We start from the raw sequence: 20956 nt of genomic DNA, 5'->3' as shown, positions 1-20956 counted from the left end.
TGGGTTTCGGCTCGTCACCCCAAGAGCCCGGCTGGTGGTCAACGGCGTGCGCGCAGCTGGGCCGCGATCGACGGGTAGGTGATCCGCCCGTCGTCGGCGAGCAGAAACGCCTTGCCGAGGATTAGCGCGAGCCGGTCGTCCTCGAAGGGCAGGAAGACCGGCTCGTGTCGTCCGCGCCGGGACGGCACGATGCAGAGGTACGTATTTTCCGGCTCGTCTGCGGAAGGCAGACTGTCGCTGCTGATTGGTTGGTCCCATGCGGGGCCGGGGATCGGGGAGCTCGTTGGGAGCAGCCAGATGCACTGAACGGCGTTGAACTGCATTCAACGGCACCGAACGGCGGCCAACGGCACCCGCCCCCACCTGCGGTCTTCCGTTTTCGCAGGTCAGAGTCGGCGCAGCGTCCTGCTTCACACAGTTGCGCTCAACGGCAGTGAACAGCAGTCAACGGCAGTCTATGTCGCCTGGTAGGGGAGTATCCGCAGGTCAGCGCGGTAAGGGACTTGTGGCGGCTCGGGCCTTGCAGGTGGGTGCAGATTGGGTGCAGCTTGGCGAAGTGGTCACCGCGTCCGAAGTGGTCACCAAGGCCCGACGCGCCAGAGCACTCTGACCTGCGACGATGCGGGTGAGCGAGGCGGCGTGACCTCCCAGAGAAGACCGAAGTGGTCAAGCCGCCTGCGACTCAAGGCTTGGTCTGCGGCACCGACCCCGCCCGTCGCCGCAGCGACCCTGTGCGGAGCCTCCTGATCGACCTGAATCTCTGCGTGACGTCGTTTGGGCGTGCCGAGCGGTCCTACCTAGTGGAACGCCGATCTCACCTGCAAGTCGCTGAGCAGGGCCTTTTGGCTGGTGACCTCTTCGGGAAGACCGAAGGCGTCACCCTACTTGGGCGGCGCTGCTCATCCATAGGGCCGTCGGCAGCAAGGCAGGCTGTTGCTCGATGGCATGGTGGGTCGGCAGCCGGCCGGGCCGCGCGGCGGGTGTTCCGCGCCGTGTAGGAATCGGACGCACCTGCCCAACTGTGGCGAGCGATCAGCCGTTTAGTCAGTGGAGCCTCGTGTTGCCTGGGCGAGGACGAGGGTCGAGCATCCGTCGGCGATGTCCGCGGCTGGTCGGGGGCGGCCACGGGGCCGGCACCGGCTGGTGTCGCTGTTCCGGGGCGGGACGGAGGCCGAACATGCGTCCGGCCACGCCGCGCACCAACACGTCGCTGATCCCGATCCTCAGGGACGATTGGGCCTCGACCTGGACGGAAGAACTGGTCTGCTCGAAGAGGGGTCGCGATGCCGGCGGCCGCGACATCATTCGCGATGTCCAGATGCCTACGGGCCGAACTCGCCACCCTTGAGCCTGACCCTCACGAAGGAGTCCATGCCGCTGCTACCGCAGATGGGCCGTTAAGCCGAGCTCGGCTCCAGTATTCGGCAGCCCCAGCATCAGCCGCCGTGGCTGATGATGGACGCGCTCGCATACGAGGGCATCACGGACAGCGGGGCCTACCCTGACGCGACGACCTGTGGCGAGGGGGCTGGTTCTGGGGTAGTGCTAGAGATTTGTGCCCGTTGGTCGTGTGGCCGGAGGCGCGCTCGGTGCCCACTGCTGGCTTGCTCCCGGCGATGAGCGGCTGAGGTGATGACCGGCGGTCAGTGATCACCTTGGGTGACACCAGTGACCGTATCTGCCCTGTATCGAAGAAATCGTCCTCACCACTTGTGTCCGGGTATTGACGCGCTGATGTGGTGATCTTATCGTCCTCGATCACTTGGTTTGTGGATTCGGGGAGCGCCGCGTGGTCGTTGAGCTGGGTTCGTCGCGGGTGATTGCGCATATCGGTCGACTGGCGCGGTATGGCGCTCTCCCAACCGCACTCGCGGTGATCTTCTCGTTGTTGCCATTCGTGCCGGCGCAAGCAGCGCCGAAGCCATCGCCGGGTGCGGTGGCGCGCGATCGGTCGGTACCGGTCTCGCCGGTGAAGCCCAAGAAGTCGGCGCTGCCCGCGATGGAGCTGTTCAAGCCAGAGGCGGTGTCGTGGCCGTCGGTGGGTGCAGCGGTGGTGGATCTGCCCCTGTCGACCGACGGGTCCCGGCGGCTCCCCGCCCGCGCAACGGTTGGTGGTTTGCCGGTACGGGTCGCCCCTGCTGCTCCAGCGCCTGGTAAAGCAGTTCAAGGCGCCGCAGAGGATGCTGCTGCCCCGCCTCGGGTGGCTGTGCGGGTGCTGGATCGGGCTGTAGCCCGACGGGCTGGGTTCCCGCTGGCGGTGAAGGTTGCGCGGGCGGATGGCCGAAGCGAGGTTGGCCGGGTCCGGCTCGAGGTGAACTATTCGGCGTTCCGGCACGCCTACGGGGCGGACTGGGACTCCCGGCTTCAGTTGATGATGCTTCCTGAGTGCGCGTTGACGTCGCCAGAGGTGGAGAGTTGCCTCAAGGCGAAGCCGTTGCCCACGGTCAACGACTACCGGGCCGGGATCCTGCGCGCCGAGGTGGAGGTGACGCCTGACCTGCCGGTGTCGTCCGAGAAGGACGCCGCTGCGGCTGGGTACGACCGTCCGGCTGTCGTCGCCGCTGCTGAGCAGACGGTTGTGGTGTTGAGTTCGACGGGCTCGTCATCGGACACCGGTGACTACTCGAAGACAGATCTGAGCGCGTCGTCGCAGTGGGCGGCCGGTGGGTCGTCTGCGGACTTCTCGTGGAGTTACGACATCTCTGGTCCGCCAGTGCCCGGTGAGCTGGAACCTGAGGTGTCGCTGGGCTACAACTCGGGCTCGGTGGATGGTCGGACGGCGGGGGAGAACGTGCAGCCGTCGTGGCTGGGGGAGGGATGGGACTACCAGCCCGGATTCATCGAGCGTTCGTACCGGCCGTGCTGGGACGACAGGGAACCCACGACACCGTACTGGACGGCTGCGAACGGGCTACCCGATGCCTGTTGGCGCCTGAACAACGCCCGGATCTCCTGGCAGGGGCGCTCCACGGAGATCGTCCTCGGTGGCGACGGCGTGTGGCGGCTGGCCGACGATGACGGCTCTAAGGTCGAGCTGCTGTCGGACAACAGCACCGACATCACGTTGAACTGGCACAACGAGCGGTGGCGGATCACGACCGACGACGGGACGCAGTACTACTTCGGTCAGTCTTTCCTCCCGGGCACGACGACGCGGACCAACTCGGTGCAGGGCCAGCGGGTGGTGTCCAACCACAGCGGTGAGCCGTGCTTCTCGACGGCATCGTTGGCTGCGTCGAATTGCGCGATGGCGTACCGGTGGAACCTGGACTACGTCGTCGACGCCCACGGCAACTCGATGGTCTACTACTACAACAAGGAGTACAACAAACAGCGGATCATCGGCAGCACGTCGACCATCGCCACGTACGACCGAGCCGCGCAGCTGGACCGCATCGAGTACGGCCTGCGCGCCGGTAACGAGGGCACGACGACGGCGCCCGCGAAGATTGTGTTCAGCACCAGTGACCGGTGCCTGACCTCAGCGTGTACCACGCACGACAAGGCGAACTGGCCGGACACCCCATGGGACCTCACCTGCTCGGCGAGCCCGTGCGGTCCGGCGTCATTCTGGTCGACGCGGCGGCTCACCAAGATCGAGTCGCAGACGTGGACCGGGGTCGGCACCACCTACAACGCGGTGGATCAGTGGGATGTGACGCACCAGTTCCCGGCCACGGGCAACGGCACGTCCCCAGCCTTGTGGTTGGCATCGATCACCCGCACGGGGAAGGCCAACGGAGGCAGCATCGCCCTGCCGGCGGTCACCCCCAACGGGGTGCGTTTTGACCAGCGCGCCGACTATGACCCAAACGGCACGATGGCCCAGCCCCGCAAGTGGCGCATCGCCGGGTTGAGTACCGAGACAGGCGGGCAGATCGTGGTGAGCTACGAGGCCACCGATCCCGGCTGTGCGTTCGGCTCGCCGTTCCCGGACCCGGACAACAACACCAAGCGATGTTTTCCCCAGTACTACTACCCCCAGCAGGCCCCGGAGGGTTGGTCCTGGTGGCACAAGTACATCGTCAAGTCCGTCACGGAGAGGGACCTCGTCGGCGGCTCGCCGGATGTCGTCACCAGCTACAGCTACTCCACGGCCGGATCCTCGACGCCAGTGCTCTGGGGGCATGACGACGGCGCGGCGACCTGGGCGTCCTTCCTGCCGAAGCGGTCGTGGGCGGACTGGCGTGGCTACTCCACCGTCACCGTCACCACCGGCCCGTCCAGCGGCCCGCAAACGCAGACGAAGTACCTGTACTTCCGCGGCCTGTCGAAGGACTACACCGACAGCGGTGAGAACCGGGCAGCCTCCATCACCAACTCCCTCAACCAGGTGTCGACCGACGACGAACAGCGAGCCGGTTTCCTCCACGAAGAGATCGAATACGCCAGCCCAGGCGGGCAGGCCCTGACGAAGACGATCTCGACGCCCGTGTCGCACCAGACCGGGCAGCGGGTTCTCTCCAGCGACTGGGCCATCCCGACCACGCACACGTCGTACATCAACCGCACCGCCCAGGAGTCGACCTACACCTGGGTGGCAGCCACCAACACGTGGCGGTCGACCCGAGTCACCAACACCTGGAACCCGACCACCGGTCTGCTCACCCAAGTCGACGACGCAGGCGACACCGACGCCGCTGCCCTCACCGACGAGACCTGCACCACCTACACCTACGCCAGCAACATCACGGCTAACCTGCGCCGCTTCGACGGCACTGGCCCATCAGCGATCAACCCGCGCCCCACTGTGGTGGCCGCCGACTGGTCCGGCTACGACATGACCTTCCCAGCCGGCGACTTCAACGCCGACGGCAAGACCGACCTGATTGCCCGCCGACCGGCCGACGGCACCCTCTGGCTCATACCCGGCAACGGCGACGGCGGCTACGGCACTGCGGCGAAGATCGGCGACGGCGGCTGGAACGCCTACCAGGACATCTTCTCCCCAGGCGACTTCACCGGCGACGGCAAACCGGACGTTATCGCTTCCAAGCCCGACGGCACCCTCTGGCGGTACAACAACGCCACCAACCTGTCCAGCCCGACCCAGATCGGCACCACCAGCTGGCAGAACTACGACCTGTTCTCGCCAGGCGACTTCAACGGCGACGGCAAGCGCGATGTTCTGGGACGCAACAACAACGGCGCGCTGGTCATGTGGCCGGGCACCGGTACCGGCGGCGTCGCTACCGGCGTGCAGATCGGCGCCTCCGGCTGGGACGCCTACAGCCAAGCCTTCGGCTGGGGAGACATCACCGGCGACGGCAAAACCGACTTCATGGCCGCCGACCAGGCCGGCGTCTGGCTGTACGCCGGCAACGGCACCGGCGGCTACGCCACCCGCGTCCGAATGGCCACCGGCCTGATCGGCGTGGACACCGACTGGTTCATCGCCACCGGCGACATCACCGGCGACGGCAAAGCCGACCTACTCGCCCGCCAACAGCGCTACCTGGCCTCCCCCCTCGCCAGCGAACACACCGAGGCAGTGTCCTGCCCGGCCACCCCAACCTTCCCCGCCGACGCGCTCGGCGACACCCGCTACTACTTCGACCAACCCGGCGCCACCAACCCCAGCCTGTCCGCACTCCCGGCCGTCGGAGACGTGACCCGAACCGACGAGGCCGACAAGTACACCGGATCAACCCCCAACTGGATCACCACCAGTGAAGCTGCCTACGACCAGTGGGGACGCCAAACCACGGCCAAGGACGCCCTCGGGCGAACCACCACCACCGCCTACACCCACGGCGCCAACGGGCTGCTGAACAGCTACAAGACCACCAACCCGGCCTCCCACGACACGACGACAACGCTCGACCCCGCTCTGGGCGTGCCGAAGGCCAGCACGGACGCCAACGACAAGACCACCACCGCCGCCTACGACGCCCTGGGCCGGCTGACGAAGGTATGGCTTCCAGGCCGGTCCACCAGCGGCACCGGCAACCAGGAGTACAGCTACTCGGTCACCAAGGCCGCGCCGAGCTTCGTGGAATCGAAGATCCTCGGCCCGAATGGCAACCAGATCAGCTCGTTCGAGATCTACGACGGGCTACTGCGCCTACGACAGACTCAGCACACCGCACCGGACGGCAAGCGGGTCATCGCCGACGTGCGATACGACTCCCGCGGCCTGACCGCCACCGAATCGGCCTTCTACAACAGCACCTCAGGGCCAACCGGGACGCTGGTCACCTTCGCCGACACCGCCGTACCCACACAGCGCCGCTACACCTACGACGGCACCGAACAGATGACCCGTGACGCTCTGTGGTCGCTCGGCATCGAAAAGTGGAACACGACGGTCACCTACGACGGCGACAGAGCCAACGTCACCCCGCCCGCCGGTGACACCCCGGTCACGCTCGTCGAGGACGCTCTCGGCCGCCTCGTCGCCCAGCGGCAATACCAGGGAAGCTCACCCGCCGGCGCCTACGACGAGACCACCTACCGCTACGACAAGCTTGACCGGCTCACCACCGTCACCGACCCTGCCGGCAACACCTGGACCCACACCTACGATCTCCTCGACCGGCTCACCACCACCACCGATCCCGATGCCGGCACCACCACCCTCGACTACGACAACGCCGACCAACTCACCACCACCACCGACGGCCGCGGCGAAATCCTCTATCACGCCTACGACGCCCTCGGCCGACTCACCGAACTGCGCGACGACAACGCCACCGGCAACCTACGCGCAAGCTGGACCTACGACACCCTTGCCAAGGGCTACCTCACCTCGGCCACCCGCCACGACACCTCCGGCGACTACACCCAGCAAGCCACCGGCTACACCGATCTCTACCAGCCCACCGGCCAGACCACCGTCATCCCCGCCAGTCAGGGCGCCCTCGCCGGCACCTACACCACCGGGTACGGCTACCAGCCCGACGGGTCACTGGCCACCATTGACCTGCCCGCCAAGGGCGACCTGCCCGCCGAAACCGTCACCAACACCTATACCGACCAGGGCTACCTCACGGGCGTCACCGGCCTCGACACCTACCTCGCCAGCGCCCAGTACTACTGGCACGGCGCCGTCAAACAACAACTCCTAGGCTCCGGCGGCACACGCGCCCGCTTCACCACCACCATCGACGACGCCACTGGCCGAACCACCGCCTACCAAGCCGAAACCGAGAACCAAACGACCCCCGGCAACTGGGACAACAAACTCACCGAGCAGTACACCTACGACCCCGCCGGGAACATCACCAGCATCTCCGAAATCACCGCCAGCACCGTCGTCGCCAACCAGTGCTTCGGCTACGACTACCTCCAACGCCTCACCGAAGCCTGGACCACCACCGCCACCACCTGCCAAAGCACCCCAAGCCAAGCCATCATCGGCGGCGCTGACTCCTACTGGCACAGCTACACCTACGACAAGACCGGCAACCGCACCACCGACACCCGCCACACCGCCGACGGCGACACGACCCGCACCTACACCAGCCCCGCACCCGGAAGCAGCCGCCCCCACGCCCTGGACACCATCACCACCAACGGCGGCGGGCCCACCACCACCTACACCTACGACAACGGCGGCTACCTCAAGACCCGCACCAGCACTGGCAAGCCCAACCAAACACTCACCTACGACGCCGAAGGCAACCTCACCCACCTCGCCAACGACGCCACCACCCACACCTACATCTACGACGCCGTCGGCAACCGACTGATCGCCGACAACCCCGGCACAGACAAGACCCTCTACCTCGGCGACACCGAATACCACCTGGACCACACCACCGGCCAGGTCGCCGGCACCCGCTACTACCCGAACGCTGTCCGCACACCCGACGGCCTGACCTGGACCGCCGCCAATCACCACGGCACCAACCAGGTCGCCATAGACAGCGCCACCCTCACGGCGACCCGCCGACGCCTCACCCCCTTCGGCGAAGACCGCGGAGCACCACCCGCAACGTGGCCCGACAACAAGGGCTTCGTCGGCGGCACCACCGACCCCACCGGCTACACACACCTCGGCGCCCGCGAATACGATCCGAACACCGGCCGATTCCTCTCCGTCGACCCCCTCGTCAACTACGGCGACCCACAAACCCTCCACGGATACGCCTACAGCAACAACAGCCCCATCACCTACTCAGACCCCGATGGGCTCATGAGGACCGCCCGGGATGTCGGCGGAGGCGGCTCCGTCGGCGGCGGGGGACGCGGGGGTGCCCGTATCCCGACCTACCGCGGACCCAACGGTGGCGCCACCAGCGCACGAGCCGCCGGCCGCTACGCCAGGACCCCCCGCATGAACCCGCGGCAAGAGGCCCGCGAAATGGGGAAGATCAAGGCCGATATTCGGGCAAACCCAAACAAAAACAGAATTCCAAAGCCCACGCCCAAGCTGAAGCCATCAGGCGGACGGAACGGCCCTAAGGGCAATAGCAAGGGCAGCACCTCACGCAAGGGCGGAGGCACCAGCAAGGGCAGCGGGAGCAAGGGTGGTTCCAGCAAGGGCAAGGGCGGCGGATCCAAGCCCTCCGGTGGAAGCACGAAGAGCAAACCCAACGGACAGGGCAAACCCAGCCCGGGTCGGGGCGACAAGGACGGACGGCAGGACGTGCCGGAGCCGGCCACGGAGGGACCGGCGCGCGCGGAGCGGGACAAGAACATCGTCGGCGACGGTCTGAACGCCATGCCGGGCGATGTCGCCGCCGGACTCGGTAAGATCAGCGACGCAGCGCGGATCGAGCCTGGCTCTGCCGGAACAGGAGTGGCCTCAATCCCCGGTCCGGCCATCGTCTCCACGCCGCAGTCGTCCATCGAGATCGGCATCGCCAGCCTGCTCGCGCTCGCGATCGCGGTAGGCCGCGTGATCAGCAAAGTGCGGGGAAGGTGACGTGAACGTCGTGATCGATGGGGAGCGGTCGCCGGGTGTCGAACCCGGGTTGCGGACGCCGGAGGCGCGGATGCTGCTGGCGGAGTTTCGGGGCGACGAGGAGCGGTGGCGGCGGCTCTCCGCGGAGCTGGAGCGGGAGAAGTGCGGGCTCGATGTCATGCAGGCCGCGTTCCATCTCGCCGTGCTCCGGCGTTTTGGTGGCGGGGTGGAGCTTCGCGACGTCACCAGGTTCGTCCGAGAGTTCAACGCCGCCGCTCCCGAGGAGGCGCGAGTGCCGCCGCGTGAGGCGGAGGCGGCGATTCGCGTCTCCCTCGGCGAGGAGCACCTTGCCGAGTCGATGGCCGGCGAGGTGCTGGGCAACATTCGGTATGCTCTGCTCTTTGCGCTGGCCGACGATCTGGCACTGGACGACGATGAGGTCGTCGGGCTGCTGAGGTCGGCGGAGGACGTGATCCTCACCGGTAGGCAGATCGGATTGTTCGGGTCGCTGGCGGACGAGTGGTCGACGGTGCCGCGGACGGATGGAGACGGGATGCACTGGCGTTGGAGTCGGGGTGGCGGTGAAGGCAGGTAAGAAGCGTCGCCGCGCTGTCGCGGCGCGCGAATCCCATCCCGGGCCGGTCACGCTGATGGGCCAGATCCTTCGCGGGCTGGCGCTGCGCCAACCGGAGGAGCGCGAGCGGGCTCGACGGAAGATGCATGAGCCCGGCGGTTCGGTCGACTCGATGCCGGTCATCGATGCCGCGTTCGAGCTCGCGGTGCGGCGTCGGTTCGCGCCGGGTACCGATCTTCGGGAGATTGCCTCGTTCGTCGCGGACGTCCGGGTGGGTTTCGGACCGACCATTGACGTACTCGCGATGGAGGCGTTGATCCGGCAGGCGCTCGGCGAGGAGACGCACATCGATGATCTGGGCGCCAAGATGGTGATCGAGTTGAAGTGCGCCACCCTCGTGGCAGTGCATGACGTCCTGTCCTGGAGCGACGCGGACATCGACCAGCTTCTGGCCGAGGCGGAGGCGCTGGTGAGGGCGAAGGGCTTCAGCCCCGCAGTCGGCTAGATCCTCGGAACGGGCCCCAGTTGGTGAACCAGCCGCCGGCGATCAGGAGGAGCGCCGCGGTGGCAACCGCCGCACGGCGTCTCGGCTCGGGCGAAGTAGGTCAGGCGCACGGATAGCGTGATGGCGATGAGCCAGACCGCGAGCTCGAACGGGGGAATCAGGAACAGCAGGAGGGATGGGTTCTGCAGGTTTGCCAGTTCGATCCAGGCGACCCCGAGCCAGGCCGCCAGAACGGGCACCCACCTATGTCGCCGCACCGACTGCTTCGATACGGCGATGGCGATGCCCGCGTCCGACACGCCAGCATCATGCCCCGGTCCGGTCGATATGAGGGGATGCGGCAGGCCGGCGGCCAGCGCTGACCTCGAGCAGAGCCCGCGTTGCAGCATCGGGCCCTGCACCGCATAGCCGATGTCCACATGGGCGCCGGCCGGGCCGCCAACGGCCGGGTCCAACCGCTCAGCTGACCCCGGTTTCGCGGCCGAAGATTGGGGAGCAGGTTGGGAGCAACCAGGTGCACTGAACGGCATTGAACAGCGCCCAATGGCAATCAATGGCATTCAACTGCACCCACCACGACCTGCGGGTTTCTGTTTCCGCAGGTCAGAGTCGGTGCGGCGTCCTGCTTCACACCGAAGAGGTCACTGGTTCGATCCCAGTATCGCCCACCATCGATATATGCAGGTCAGGAGCCCGTCACCGGAAGATCCGGTAACGGGCTTCTCGCCATTTGCCCCCTACATTGGGAGCAGGTTGGGAGCAGCCCGCTCCCGGCGACGTCGAGCGAGCGCCTAGTCGCCTGGTCGACGCCAGCGCCCCCTCGGAGTTCAGACTTCGGGCGTCGGCGGTCATCAGCCGGTCCAACGCCCGAGCGAGCACGGCGGTGCATTGAACCAGGAGAACAAGTTCGTCCTGTGGGGACGGTGTAATCCCCACCCCGCGGGACTGCGTTTCCGAAAGGTCGATCGTGCCTATTGCTCGCAAGCCATCGTGAACCGCTGCGGCTGGTAGAGAGCCTCCGTTTCGGAGGATCTGACCGTGCTCAGCCACAGCCTGCGGCCCGCTGGTGGACACGCCGCCGATGGCGGAGCAGGAGGCCGCGATGAATCTGGTCAGGGGTGCCGTCGGGCTGCGCACGCTGAGGGTCGTGGTGCACCTCAGGCTCCTAGCAACCAGCCCTGCGCCATCCTCGGCCCGCAGGGGCTCGCGTCGTAACGGCTCCGGTCGACCGGGTTCTACCCCTGAGCCGCCGCGCCGTCAGGGCCGGCCAGCGACGGCGGAGCGTGATATTGCGCGATAAGGGCGACTATGTGAGCGCCGGTGCGCCCACGACGAGTAAGTAATGACCTGCCCTGGCCGGGTCAGTCCTTCGTGCTGACGTACACACCTCGGCCCGGCTGGCCGTAGACCAGGCCCCGCGCCTTGAGCTGGATCATGACGAATCGGATGACCGTCTCGCTGACCTCGTACTGCTCGCAGAGCTGACGGGTGCTGGGCAGGCGATCCCCGGGCTTCAATACGCCTGACTCAATCTGCCGCGTGATGTCGTCGGCAATCTGTTGATACAGCGGCTGAGCCATCGGTCGTCCTCCCTGCATCAAGAGAACACGCAGGGGGATTCATGAGCCGACACGGGGTATCGTCGGTATACCCAGAATACTGGGTAACGTAGGTTGCAGGAGGGGACTCCGATGGTCCGGTACGAGGAGTACGTGATAGCCGCTGCCCTCACCCTGGCCCGCCGGTACCGGCCGGTGTGGTCGTGGCGGAGGTGGAGGCGGATCTGCCGCTGCGGGACTGACCTGCCCTGTCAGGCGAGGCACCGCCTGCCGATCAGCCGGGGGCACTGGCCGGGTGAGGACCGATGACCACGCACGGGCCGGTGCTGCCGATCTGGACCTGCGGCGTTTCGCCCGCGGCGCACTCTCATAGCGGGCAGACCGAGCGGTTGAGGTCGCGGCTGGATCGCCGGGCGTCGCCGGCTCGTACGGCGTCTGGCGGCCACCGTGGATGGCGCTGGCGATTGGCAGAGGCCCGTGGTCGTGGACGACGCTCGCCGCAACCGGCTCGTGCGCGAGGAGTCCGACATGCCGGCCCGACGTCGAGACGGTCCTGAGCATCGAGGTCCTGCCCCCGACGGTCCGCCGAGCGATCGGCGCGCCGGCAGCCCGACGAGTCGGGCGGTCCAACAGGCAGAGGCTGCGGCCACGGCGCAGCGATAGCCTGCTGTCATGGCGAGTGTCGAACTGGATGAGTTGATCGTCGCGGACGCCGACGCGCTGCGCGCGTGGTTGTTGGCCAACCACGCCACGTCGCCCGGCGTCTGGCTCGCCCTGACCAAGAAGGGCGGCACAGTCACGACGCTGACCTGGCAGCAGGCGGTCGACGAGGCCCTGTGTTTCGGCTGGATCGACGGGCAGGTCCGTAAACGGGATCAGGAGACCTCCTGGATCCGGTTCACCCCTCGCAGGCCCCGCAGTTCCTGGTCACAACGCAACGTCGCCCACGTGGCCCGGCTACAGGCGCAGGGGCGAATGATGCCCCCAGGCCGCGCCGCGGTGGAAGCCGCGAAGGCGGACGGGCGGTGGGCGGCCGCCTACGCCCCGCCGTCGGAAGCCGAGGTGCCGGCCGACCTACTCGCCGCCATCGCTGCCGACCCCGCCGCCCAGGCCATGTTCGACGTACTCACCAAAACCAACCGGTTCGCTCTCGTCTACCGCGTCAATGCCGTCAAACGGGCGCAGACCCGCGAGCGGAAGATCAGCGAGTTCGTAGCCATGCTGGCCCGTCACGAGACGATTTACCCGCAGAAGGCCAAGCCTTCGAACTCGCCGTAATCGGCATCTTCATGATCATGCGCACTCATCTGCCGCCGATCGCGTGCGTTCGTGCCCGTGCTCTGCCGGCTCAGCGGCTCTGTTGCGTTGGTCGTTGGCAAGATCGCGGCAGGCTTGACCGGTGAAGCTGTCGAACCGTCCCCGCTCCTGGCTACCACCGAAGTCCGCGTTCGCCGGGTTCCGGTTCCCGCCCGAGGTGATCGTCGTCGCGGTCCGGTGGTACCTGCGCTACAGCCTGTCCTACCGAGACGTTGAAGAACTGCTGGTCGAACGCGGCGTCGAGGTCGACCACGTCACCGTCTACCGGTGGGTGCAGCGATTCACGCCGCTGCTGGCCGACGCCGCCCGGTTTGCCCGCCACTCACCAGGCGACAGGTGGTTCGTCGACGAGACCGACGTCAAGGTCAACGGTGTGTGGCGCTACGTCTACCGCGCGATAGACCAGTACGGGCAGGTCATCGACGTGCTGGTCTCGACCCGCCGGGACGCCGACGCGGCCAGGCGGTTCTTCCAGCGGGCGCTGTCGGCGTTGAAGGTCACGCCGACTGAGGTGGTCACCGACGCCGCCGCGGTCTACCCCGCCGTGCTGGACGAGCTCGTCCCGTCGGCGTGGCACCACGTCGAGCGGTACGCGAACAACCCGATCGAGGCTGATCACAGCCAGCTAAAACACCGGCTACGACCGATGCGCGGCCTACGAACCGATCGGACCGCGCAGGTGATCATCACCCGACATGCCTTCATCCAGAATCTCCGACGCGGCCACTACGAACTCGGACTCGACGCCCCCTCTGCCAAGCGCATGGCGGCAGCGTTCACCGAACTCGCCCGGGCGATCTGACCTCCGACCAAACCGGGGTTCAACACGTCCGCCGATCAGACAACGAAACAGCGCCTCAGCGGTGCCTTCACGCTCACCGTCACGATCGCCGAAGACTTCCCGGCGGCGCACTGCGACGCAACCGCGCCGCCGCTCGCCGAGGCCATCGTGGTGTCGGGCACTGGCAAGATCAGTGGCTGAGGCTTTACTCCCGGGCGAGCGGGCGCAACCACGGCGTTCCCGGGTTCGGCGGGATGCGGGGAACCGCGAAACGCACGCTATTCGGCATGACCGCGCGGTTCACGGTGCCATGTGCGGATGCCCCGGAGACGCCTCCGGTGCGCTTCAGCCAGTTTCTGGTCGCAGATCATCCGATTGCGCCGTGGTTACCGGCGCCTCGGTGGGCCGGTTTATCGGGTGTGGCGCCGGAGCCGGTCGTCGTCATCGGTGCTGAGCCACGAGCCGTCGCCGAGTGGTTCGATGTCGTACGCGTCGCGGGTCTGGGTGTCGAGCGTCCCGTGTACCTGCCCTGTGCGTGCGTCGACGAGATGGTGCCGGTACCACTCCTGTTCGTGCTCGGTCTCCCCGCCGATGGTGACGATGGCGGTTTCGGAGTCGAGATAGCCACCGGCCCACTCCACGTACGCCTCGTCGGGGTCGCAGCCGAAGGACTCCACCGGAATCCGGACCAACACCTCGCCGTCGGGGTACGCGTGGAAGGCGACGTCCTCCTGGTCGTGATGGACGGTCATGAAGTGGTGGCCGTCCGGGGCGAGACTCACGAGGCTACGGTCGGTCCAAGGGTAGGCGGTCAGTTCGATGACGTCCCGGTCGAGATGACCGCGGTACCCCCGCGAACCGTCCTGCCCCTCGCCGACGTCGAGCAACATGTGCACGCCGTGCGGGTGGGCGAACTGGTGCCCACCGTGACCGGCGCAGTTGAGTTCGGTCCGCGCGATGATGGCCCCCGTCTCGGCGTCGATGGCGAGCCAATGGTCCAGGCCGTCACCGCGCCCTGCCATGGCGTCAGGCATGTACAGCCACGCCACCGTCCCGGCCAGCGAAAACTCACAGCTCGCCATGGCGTTGTACGGCTCGTGCGCCCCAGGGCCGAAGCCGAGCCGCCACAGCGTCTTGCCTTCGCGGTCGATGCATACCATCTCGTCGGCCGTCGCGTACACCGCGCGCAGTAGATTCGGCGCCACCGCGTGGCTTTGCAGCTCGATGGCCGCCCCGACGGGAAACACGGCGACCGGCACCGCAGCCGACTCCACCACAGGGCTCCCGGAGAAGTCGTAGGCGTGGACAGACCCGGCCACGAAGCGGGTCACCACACTAGAGATCACAGTCACGCCGCCCGAGGCTAGCCGCCGGTTGAAAGACCAGCACTGGCCGGGTCAGGCGGCAGCTCGCGGAACATCGAGAAGCGGGTGTCCAACCTCCCTGGCCGGACACCTGACAGCCCGTTGGAGATTGCTGGCACCACAGACTGCGAACGCCCTCAATTCGGCACGTCCGGATACGAGCGGACGGCATCGCTGTCACGTTGCGTGGCGCGCGGATCGCGGCAAATCAGTGGGTCTCGCCGGCGCTGCCGAGGTGGAGCGGCAGGACCGCGGCAGTCGTCACGGCCAGGTCGCGGTCGAGAACCTCATCCCGCGGGACGAACACCATTGCGCGGCCCTCGCCGACCACCACATCCTGTTGTCGAGCATCGGTCCTGCCGCGGAAGACGTGAACAGTCACCGTGTGCGGGAAGCCGGCCTCGTACGGGCGTGGGCCGCTCCACAACGCGCGCAACTCACCCGTCGTCAGGCCCGTCTCCTCCAATAACTCCCGGTGCGCCGCCTGTTCAGGCGTCTCGCCCGGCTCGGCATGTCCACCCGGCAGGCTCCACTGGTTCGGAGAGGCCGAGGTTTGATCATCGCGATGCTGCATGAGTACTGCCTCCGAGGAATCGACGAGGAGCACCAACGCAACTTCATAGGTCGCCATGGCGAGATCGTGCCGGGCCCGCTGCCGGCCGGCACCATGCGGCGCACTCATCGCAGCAGGTGCGGATGCCGGATCATGGCTTGTCCGTCGGCGTTGACGCCGTCCGACAATAATGGCGAGATGCTTGCGACCAACGCCTGGTGGAACGCGATAGACCCGCAGTTGCTGAAGCAGATAGACGAGTTGCTGTGCACGGGCCGACTGATCCAGGCGGTCGTTCTCCTGCGCCAGGGAGGCGGACTGCAACCGCCGCCCGGCCTGTACGAGGCGCAGGATCTGCTGATCGAGCGACGCGTCGGGCTGGACCGGCAAGGTCTCCTTGAGCCCGAGCCACCGCCACCGACGACCGCGCAGCTGATCGAGAAGGCCGACGCCATCACCGCACCAATCCTCGCCGTCGAAGCCTTTTGGGACGGCGACACACAGGGCTGGTGCGTCGATCTGGTGGCGATCGTGAGCCGACCGGGTCGAAACCGCGATCACTTCGATGAAGTGCCGTTGACGGTGCTACGACACGGCGGCGACATCCGCCTGTTCAACGGACGGGTGCCGCCCTGGCCGGAGGCACAACAGGCGATCGAGCAGGGCCAGGCTGTCGCGCGACATGTCGGCGTGCCGTTCCACTTCACCAACCCGGAAGCGCCGGACGTCGACCTGCCGCGCTGGTGGGACACACAACCCACCTGACGAGCACAGCACCTTCGGCCCTCCGGGGATCCGAGATACCGGCGGGACCATGCACGCTCATCGGCAAGCAGAACGTCCGCGCCAGCGAGGCTCGGCTACGGACGGTGATGGGCGCACCGGCTGCCCACGCGCTCGATCCGCGGCATGAGCGTGAACGTGATCTTGCCGGTGGATGGGACGGTCCGGCACTTCTGCGGAACTCATCGGCCCGAACGGATCCCGGCCCTCGATCGACCGCTGGACATCAGAACCGGGTAGCGGCGCTGCTGCGGATCAGGCAGAGCGGATGTCCGGCCGGATCCGGTCGACGCGGCTTCGAGCTATTTGTGGAGCTGTCCGCGCCGTAACAAGCCGATCAGCATTTCGACACGGGCCGTCTCGTGGTCGGGCCGCAGCCGGCTGTGCCGGGACAGGTCAGCCAGGCCGTGCAGCGCGCTCCACAAGACCTCCGCCCGGGTCTCGTCGCCCATGGTGGACAGCAGCGGGCCGAATCCGGCGCGCAGCGGCTCGGGCGTGGTCGGCCGGGCGAACTCCAGGTCGGTCGGCATCGAGAACATCGCCTCGTACGTCGCCGGCTGCGAGCGGGCGAAATCGAGGTACGCCGCGCAGAGCCCGCCCAGGTCGCCCGCCGCGGTCAAAAGCTCGGCGAGCCGGGCGAAGCCGGCCAGTGCCACCGCCCGGATGATGCCGTCCCGGCCGTCAGGAAAGTGCCCGTAGAGAACCGGCTGGCTGAAGCCGATCGTGTCGGCGAGCCGTCGCACGGTCACCGCCGGCCACCCGTGCACCTCGGCGATCTCCCGCGCCGCGTCGACGATCCGATCCCGCCGGCCGGCACGGGCCAGTTGCGCTTTCGTTGGGGCCTTCACATCTACATCCTAGCAGTGCTAGATTTGTAGCAACGCTAGAATCCGGGAGGGATTGTGACCGTACTCCTCGACGTCCTCGCCACCGTCGCCGCGCTGGCCACGGCCGTCATCTTCGGCACCGACACGCTCGGCGCGTTGGTCATGCGCCCGACCTACGTCGCGCTCGACGACGCCACCATGACCCGCGTCGTGGGCCTGTCCCACCGCTACGGCAACGCCCGCATGCCTCTGCCCGGCATCCTCAGCGTGGTCGCCGGCGCCGCAGCCGCGCTCACCGCGTTCCTCACCGGCCGCCCAGCCGCCGGCGTCGCCGCGGGGATCGCACTGCTCCTGCTGCTGGTCTGGCTGGTCCTGTTCAACCGGATCTCGCTACCGATCAACAAGGCCTTCATCGAGGCAGCCGAGGCCGGCCGGGTACCGCCCGGCGCACGCCGGCTCCAGGAACGGTGGGACTCGATCATCAACCTGCGCGCGGCCCTCCAAGGAGCCGCGCTGCTCGGCTTCTGCCTCACCCTCGCCCTCGCAGCAGCCTGACACACCGAGGCGCCCGGCCCCGCCAGGCCGACCGCCCAGTTCCTACCGCCCAGGGGCTGTGTCAAATCCTGCCGGTGCCGGCCACCCGAGCTTGCGCCACCGCGTTACCACCGAGATAACCCGATAGGCCGAGACCGGGTAAAAGCCCGGCAAGCGCACAGCATCGGCCGCGATCCCCTCTTGCTGCCGTAGACCGCGACGCCCGACTGCGACCTGCCCTGCGCAAGGACAGCGGCATGACCGGAAACGTGATCATGGTCGTGGGTCTCAGGGATCGCTATGGCGTGCGCTGCGTGCGGGGTGTCTGCGGACTCGTGTTGCTACCGGGTCGGTGTCGGGCATGGTCCGGTGGTGCGTTCGAAGTACCAGCAGCCACTGGCCGGTGCGGTGTGCAGCACCAGTTCGACGGTGCCGGGGGAGGCGGGGTTCAGCTCGTAGCACTGGTAGCCCACATCAGCAGTCCGCGGATCGCGCGGCAGTTGCCGCCGGTCCAACCGAGTCGGGTGAGATGCTCGATCAGTCGTCGCCGTACGGTGGCGCTGGTGGCGTGGTCGGGTGATGCCACGCTCAGTGATACGACGTACCTACCGGCTACCCGATCTCCGTTACGCAACGCGGCCGCCCCAGTCGCGGCATGAAAGTACGTTGGATCATGGTCGCTCGGCCGCCTCGGGATTCTCGTCGGAAAGCCGCTGACTTTCGTGACGACTGATGTGCTTGTGGAGGCCATAGATCGATGGGCTGATCAGGAGTCGGGTCGTCTGCGGGTACCTCGCGTCACGGCTGGAAGTACCCTGACATCAGGTGGCTGACCCATTCCGGCTGCGTGACGTTGTCCGGTAGGAACTCTGTCATCGCTGGCTTCAGGTCGATGACCGGGGCACCGGAGACCGCGTCGAGGCCCACCACGGTCAGTTCGCGGCCGTGGACGGATTCGATGGCGCAGCACGTCACCCCGATGCGGTTGGGTCTGCGGGGGCCGCGGCCGGCGAACACGCCGACGGGCGGGAGGTCAGGGCGGCCGCGGTAGGGGCGGGGTTCGCGGTAGTCGCCGTGTTCGGGGAACTGGTCGAAGATGAACAGGACGTCCACGTGGGAGAAGCCGTCCAGTCCCTGCAGGCACGCCTCGCCGAAGCGCTCGTCGATGGTGATGGTGCTGCGGACGGCACCCCAGTTGTCGGTGTGCTGGATGTCCGTCCTGGCGTTGCGGACTGTACCTATCGGGGTGATCTCGAAGCTGGGCATGGTTCCTTCCGGGTCCGTGCGGGTGTCTGTTCGTCAGCGCCTTCGTCGGCCACGCGTTGACGAGCCGGGGAGAGCGCATCAAGAGGATCGGCGGTACTACCGCGTGGCGATCGGTTACCCGACGAACAGGAGCACGCTGGTCGCCAGCATCACCGCGGCAGTGGCCCCGTGGATGCCGTAGGCGGCCGCCTTGGGCCCGTTGCTGCGCAGCACGATCAGTGCGTCGCCAGCGGGTATGGCGGCGGCGGCGAGCATGAACCAGCCGACTAGGTGGGGTGTCGCTGCGGCCAGCAGGATGAAGGTGAACAGCCCGGTGGCTATGTCGCGTACGGCTTTGACTCTCAGCCAGGCATGGAAGGCGGGGTCGCTGGTGGGTGTGCCGGGGATACCGAAGCCGGCTGCGGCCTGCGGCGCCCGGAAGGCGTTCGCGCCGAGGAAGAAGACGGCGAAGGCGCCGATCAGTGCGGTGAGTACGTCGGCGATGGTGATGAGCATGGTTGTCCCTCTGAAGCGAAGCGAATGTAGCGACGGAAAAGCTTGTAGCTACTGGCACCGCGCCTTGTCCGCGGCACGAGAGTGCGTGGTGGGGCGGTGATCCAGTGCGGCAGATTAGGGAACGATCACTACGCCTCCCCGCACTCCGCCTTGGGCCAGCCGGTTGTGGGCCGCTGCCGCGTCGGCGAAGGAGTAAACACCGGCGACCCGTAGCGAGATGTCACCGCTTTCTACCAATTTCACTAGTTCGCCTAACCGGGTGCTGTCAGGCAGCACGTCCAGTGCGAACGTCCGGATTCCCCTCACCGGCTCCGGGCGCAGCGGGGGTGAGGCGGCCACGTAACCGCCGCCGTCCCTGACCAGTTCCATCAGTGACGAGCCGATCAGTGCCAGGTCGACAACCGCGTCGAAGCTGTCCGCCGCTACCGCGATCGGATCGTCCGAGCGCGGCACGAACGCCGCGCCCTGCGACTCGACGAACTCGCGGTCGCCAGCCCCCGCTATTCCTGTGGCGTGCAGGCCGGCGACTCGGGCCAGCGCCAGGGTGAACCCGCCGACCTGCCCCGCGGCGCCGGTGACGAGCACGGACGAGCCCGCCGGGAGCGCGAGCAGGTCGAGGGACTGGGCGGCGGCGAGGCCGTTGGTCGGCAGGGTCGCGGCCTCGCTGGCGGGAATCCCGGTGGGCGCGGCGGTCAGCCATGCGGCATCGAGGACCACATACTCCGCGTGGGCACCGACCGTGGTGCGCAGCCAGGGCGAGAAGCCGATGACGTCGTCATCCACAGTGAGATCTCCGACGGACGGACCCACCGCATCGACCGTGCCTACCACGTCCCAACCGGGTACATACGGCAGCCCGGCCGGCAGTGGCGCCGGGAATCGGCCGGCGCGAATCATAAGATCAACCGGGTGTACGACGGACGCGGCGACCCGTACTCGCACCTGCCCCGGCCCCGGCTGCGGCACCGGCAAGTCCGCCACCACGTGCAAAACCTCCGGCCCTCCGAACTGTGCATAGCTGACTGCGCGCATCGCCGTTCCCTCCGCTGAACGTCATGATCGTCCATTACGGTAGGTATCCTCGGGCACTGTGAGAAAGCAGGCACCTGGAAGTGCCTAGGGGCACCGGTAAGGGGTGGAACATGGCGACGACGACCGCTGGGCAACGACGAGAGCAGGCCAAACGCGACTATGACGCGTTCCTGGCGGGCTGCCCGACCCGGGAACTGCTGACCACGCTCACCGACAAATGGGCGGCACTGGTGATCGCGGCGCTCGCCAGCGGCCCGCAGCGGCACAGCGAGCTCGCCCGCCGCATCGCCGGCGTCAGCCAGAAGATGCTCACCCAGACCCTGCGCACACTGGAACGCGACGGTCTGATCACCCGTACCGTGACCGCGTCGGTGCCGGCCCGCGTCGACTACGCGCTCACCCCGCTCGGCCACGACCTGTTCCCGGTGATGGTCGCGATCAAGACATGGGCAGAGGCACACATGGATCGCGTCTTTCAGGCCCGCGCCCAGTTCGACGCGCGATCATGAATTCCAGTG

At 67.3% G+C, this 20956-nt stretch carries 17 protein-coding genes; 8 read left to right on the top strand and 9 right to left on the bottom strand.

The annotated features are described in order from the left end of the window. Positions 1-38 precede the first annotated feature (38 nt). Positions 39-188 (bottom strand): hypothetical protein, encoded by a 150-nt coding sequence (locus OG799_RS18715; protein ID WP_406036469.1) that lies wholly within the window; start codon positions 186-188, stop codon positions 39-41. A 1601-nt stretch (positions 189-1789) separates the two neighbouring features. On the opposite strand from OG799_RS18715, the gene OG799_RS18710 reads away from it, so the two are divergent. The 3 genes from OG799_RS18710 (at position 1790) to OG799_RS18700 (ending at position 9927) form a co-directional block, all read left to right on the top strand. Continuing rightward, entirely contained in the window at positions 1790-8869 is a 7080-nt protein-coding gene (locus OG799_RS18710; protein ID WP_406036468.1) for an FG-GAP-like repeat-containing protein, read from the top strand. A 70-nt stretch (positions 8870-8939) separates the two neighbouring features. Next, a complete protein-coding gene (locus OG799_RS18705; RefSeq protein WP_406036467.1) occupies positions 8940-9443 on the top strand; it encodes a hypothetical protein in 504 nt (167 codons plus the stop codon). Continuing rightward, positions 9424-9927, top strand: coding sequence for a hypothetical protein (locus OG799_RS18700; RefSeq protein ID WP_406036466.1), 504 nt, complete (start codon positions 9424-9426; stop codon positions 9925-9927). The genes OG799_RS18705 and OG799_RS18700 overlap by 20 nt, the downstream gene beginning before the upstream one ends. Here the strand turns inward: OG799_RS18700 and OG799_RS18695 are convergent. Continuing rightward, positions 9924-10382, bottom strand: coding sequence for a hypothetical protein (locus OG799_RS18695; protein WP_406036465.1), 459 nt, complete (start codon positions 10380-10382; stop codon positions 9924-9926). The genes OG799_RS18700 and OG799_RS18695 overlap by 4 nt on opposite strands. Positions 10383-11288: 906 nt before the next feature. Continuing rightward, positions 11289-11507, bottom strand: a complete 219-nt coding sequence (locus OG799_RS18690; RefSeq protein WP_387328309.1) for a winged helix-turn-helix domain-containing protein — start codon at positions 11505-11507, stop codon at positions 11289-11291. A 651-nt stretch (positions 11508-12158) separates the two neighbouring features. Here OG799_RS18690 and OG799_RS18685 point away from each other — a divergent pair. Continuing rightward, positions 12159-12764: a YdeI family protein gene (locus OG799_RS18685; RefSeq protein WP_406036464.1), complete on the top strand. Its 606-nt coding sequence runs from the start codon at positions 12159-12161 to the stop codon at positions 12762-12764. 127 nt (positions 12765-12891) lie between these two features. Continuing rightward, positions 12892-13605: an IS6 family transposase gene (locus OG799_RS18680; RefSeq protein WP_406046325.1), complete on the top strand. Its 714-nt coding sequence runs from the start codon at positions 12892-12894 to the stop codon at positions 13603-13605. 389 nt (positions 13606-13994) lie between these two features. Here OG799_RS18680 and OG799_RS18675 read toward each other — a convergent pair whose 3' ends face one another. Then, entirely contained in the window at positions 13995-14936 is a 942-nt protein-coding gene (locus tag OG799_RS18675; RefSeq protein WP_406036463.1) for a hypothetical protein, read from the bottom strand. A 220-nt stretch (positions 14937-15156) separates the two neighbouring features. After that, a complete protein-coding gene (locus OG799_RS18670) occupies positions 15157-15579 on the bottom strand; it encodes an NUDIX hydrolase (RefSeq protein ID WP_406036462.1) in 423 nt (140 codons plus the stop codon). 120 nt (positions 15580-15699) lie between these two features. Between OG799_RS18670 and OG799_RS18665 the strand changes: the two genes are divergently transcribed. Beyond that, a complete protein-coding gene (locus tag OG799_RS18665) occupies positions 15700-16266 on the top strand; it encodes a hypothetical protein (protein ID WP_406036461.1) in 567 nt (188 codons plus the stop codon). A gap of 320 nt (positions 16267-16586) precedes the next feature. On the opposite strand, the gene OG799_RS18660 is transcribed toward OG799_RS18665, so the two are convergent. Next, positions 16587-17132 carry a TetR/AcrR family transcriptional regulator gene (locus tag OG799_RS18660; RefSeq protein WP_406036460.1) on the bottom strand — a complete coding sequence of 182 codons (546 nt, stop codon included), beginning with the start codon at positions 17130-17132 and terminating at the stop codon, positions 16587-16589. Between the two features lie 54 nt (positions 17133-17186). Between OG799_RS18660 and OG799_RS18655 the strand changes: the two genes are divergently transcribed. Next, positions 17187-17666 carry a DUF1772 domain-containing protein gene (locus tag OG799_RS18655; RefSeq protein ID WP_406036459.1) on the top strand — a complete coding sequence of 160 codons (480 nt, stop codon included), beginning with the start codon at positions 17187-17189 and terminating at the stop codon, positions 17664-17666. A 777-nt stretch (positions 17667-18443) separates the two neighbouring features. On the opposite strand, the gene OG799_RS18650 is transcribed toward OG799_RS18655, so the two are convergent. From OG799_RS18650 to OG799_RS18640, 3 genes are all read right to left on the bottom strand, one after another. After that, the gene (locus OG799_RS18650) at positions 18444-18911 is read right to left on the bottom strand and encodes an SAM-dependent methyltransferase (RefSeq protein WP_406036458.1); all 468 of its coding nucleotides are present in this window, start codon (positions 18909-18911) and stop codon (positions 18444-18446) included. Positions 18912-19025: 114 nt separating this feature from the next. Then, positions 19026-19406, bottom strand: coding sequence for a DUF4267 domain-containing protein (locus tag OG799_RS18645; RefSeq protein ID WP_406036457.1), 381 nt, complete (start codon positions 19404-19406; stop codon positions 19026-19028). Positions 19407-19520: 114 nt separating this feature from the next. Then, a complete protein-coding gene (locus OG799_RS18640) occupies positions 19521-20438 on the bottom strand; it encodes an NADP-dependent oxidoreductase (protein WP_406036456.1) in 918 nt (305 codons plus the stop codon). A gap of 110 nt (positions 20439-20548) precedes the next feature. Between OG799_RS18640 and OG799_RS18635 the strand changes: the two genes are divergently transcribed. After that, positions 20549-20947, top strand: coding sequence for a winged helix-turn-helix transcriptional regulator (locus OG799_RS18635; protein WP_406036455.1), 399 nt, complete (start codon positions 20549-20551; stop codon positions 20945-20947). Positions 20948-20956: the final 9 nt, after the last annotated feature.

It is taken from the genome of Micromonospora sp. NBC_00898 (assembly GCF_045207895.1).
In the GTDB taxonomy this organism is placed as follows: Bacteria; Actinomycetota; Actinomycetes; order Mycobacteriales; family Micromonosporaceae; genus Micromonospora.
This window is presented reverse-complemented; position numbering and strand designations above follow the sequence as displayed.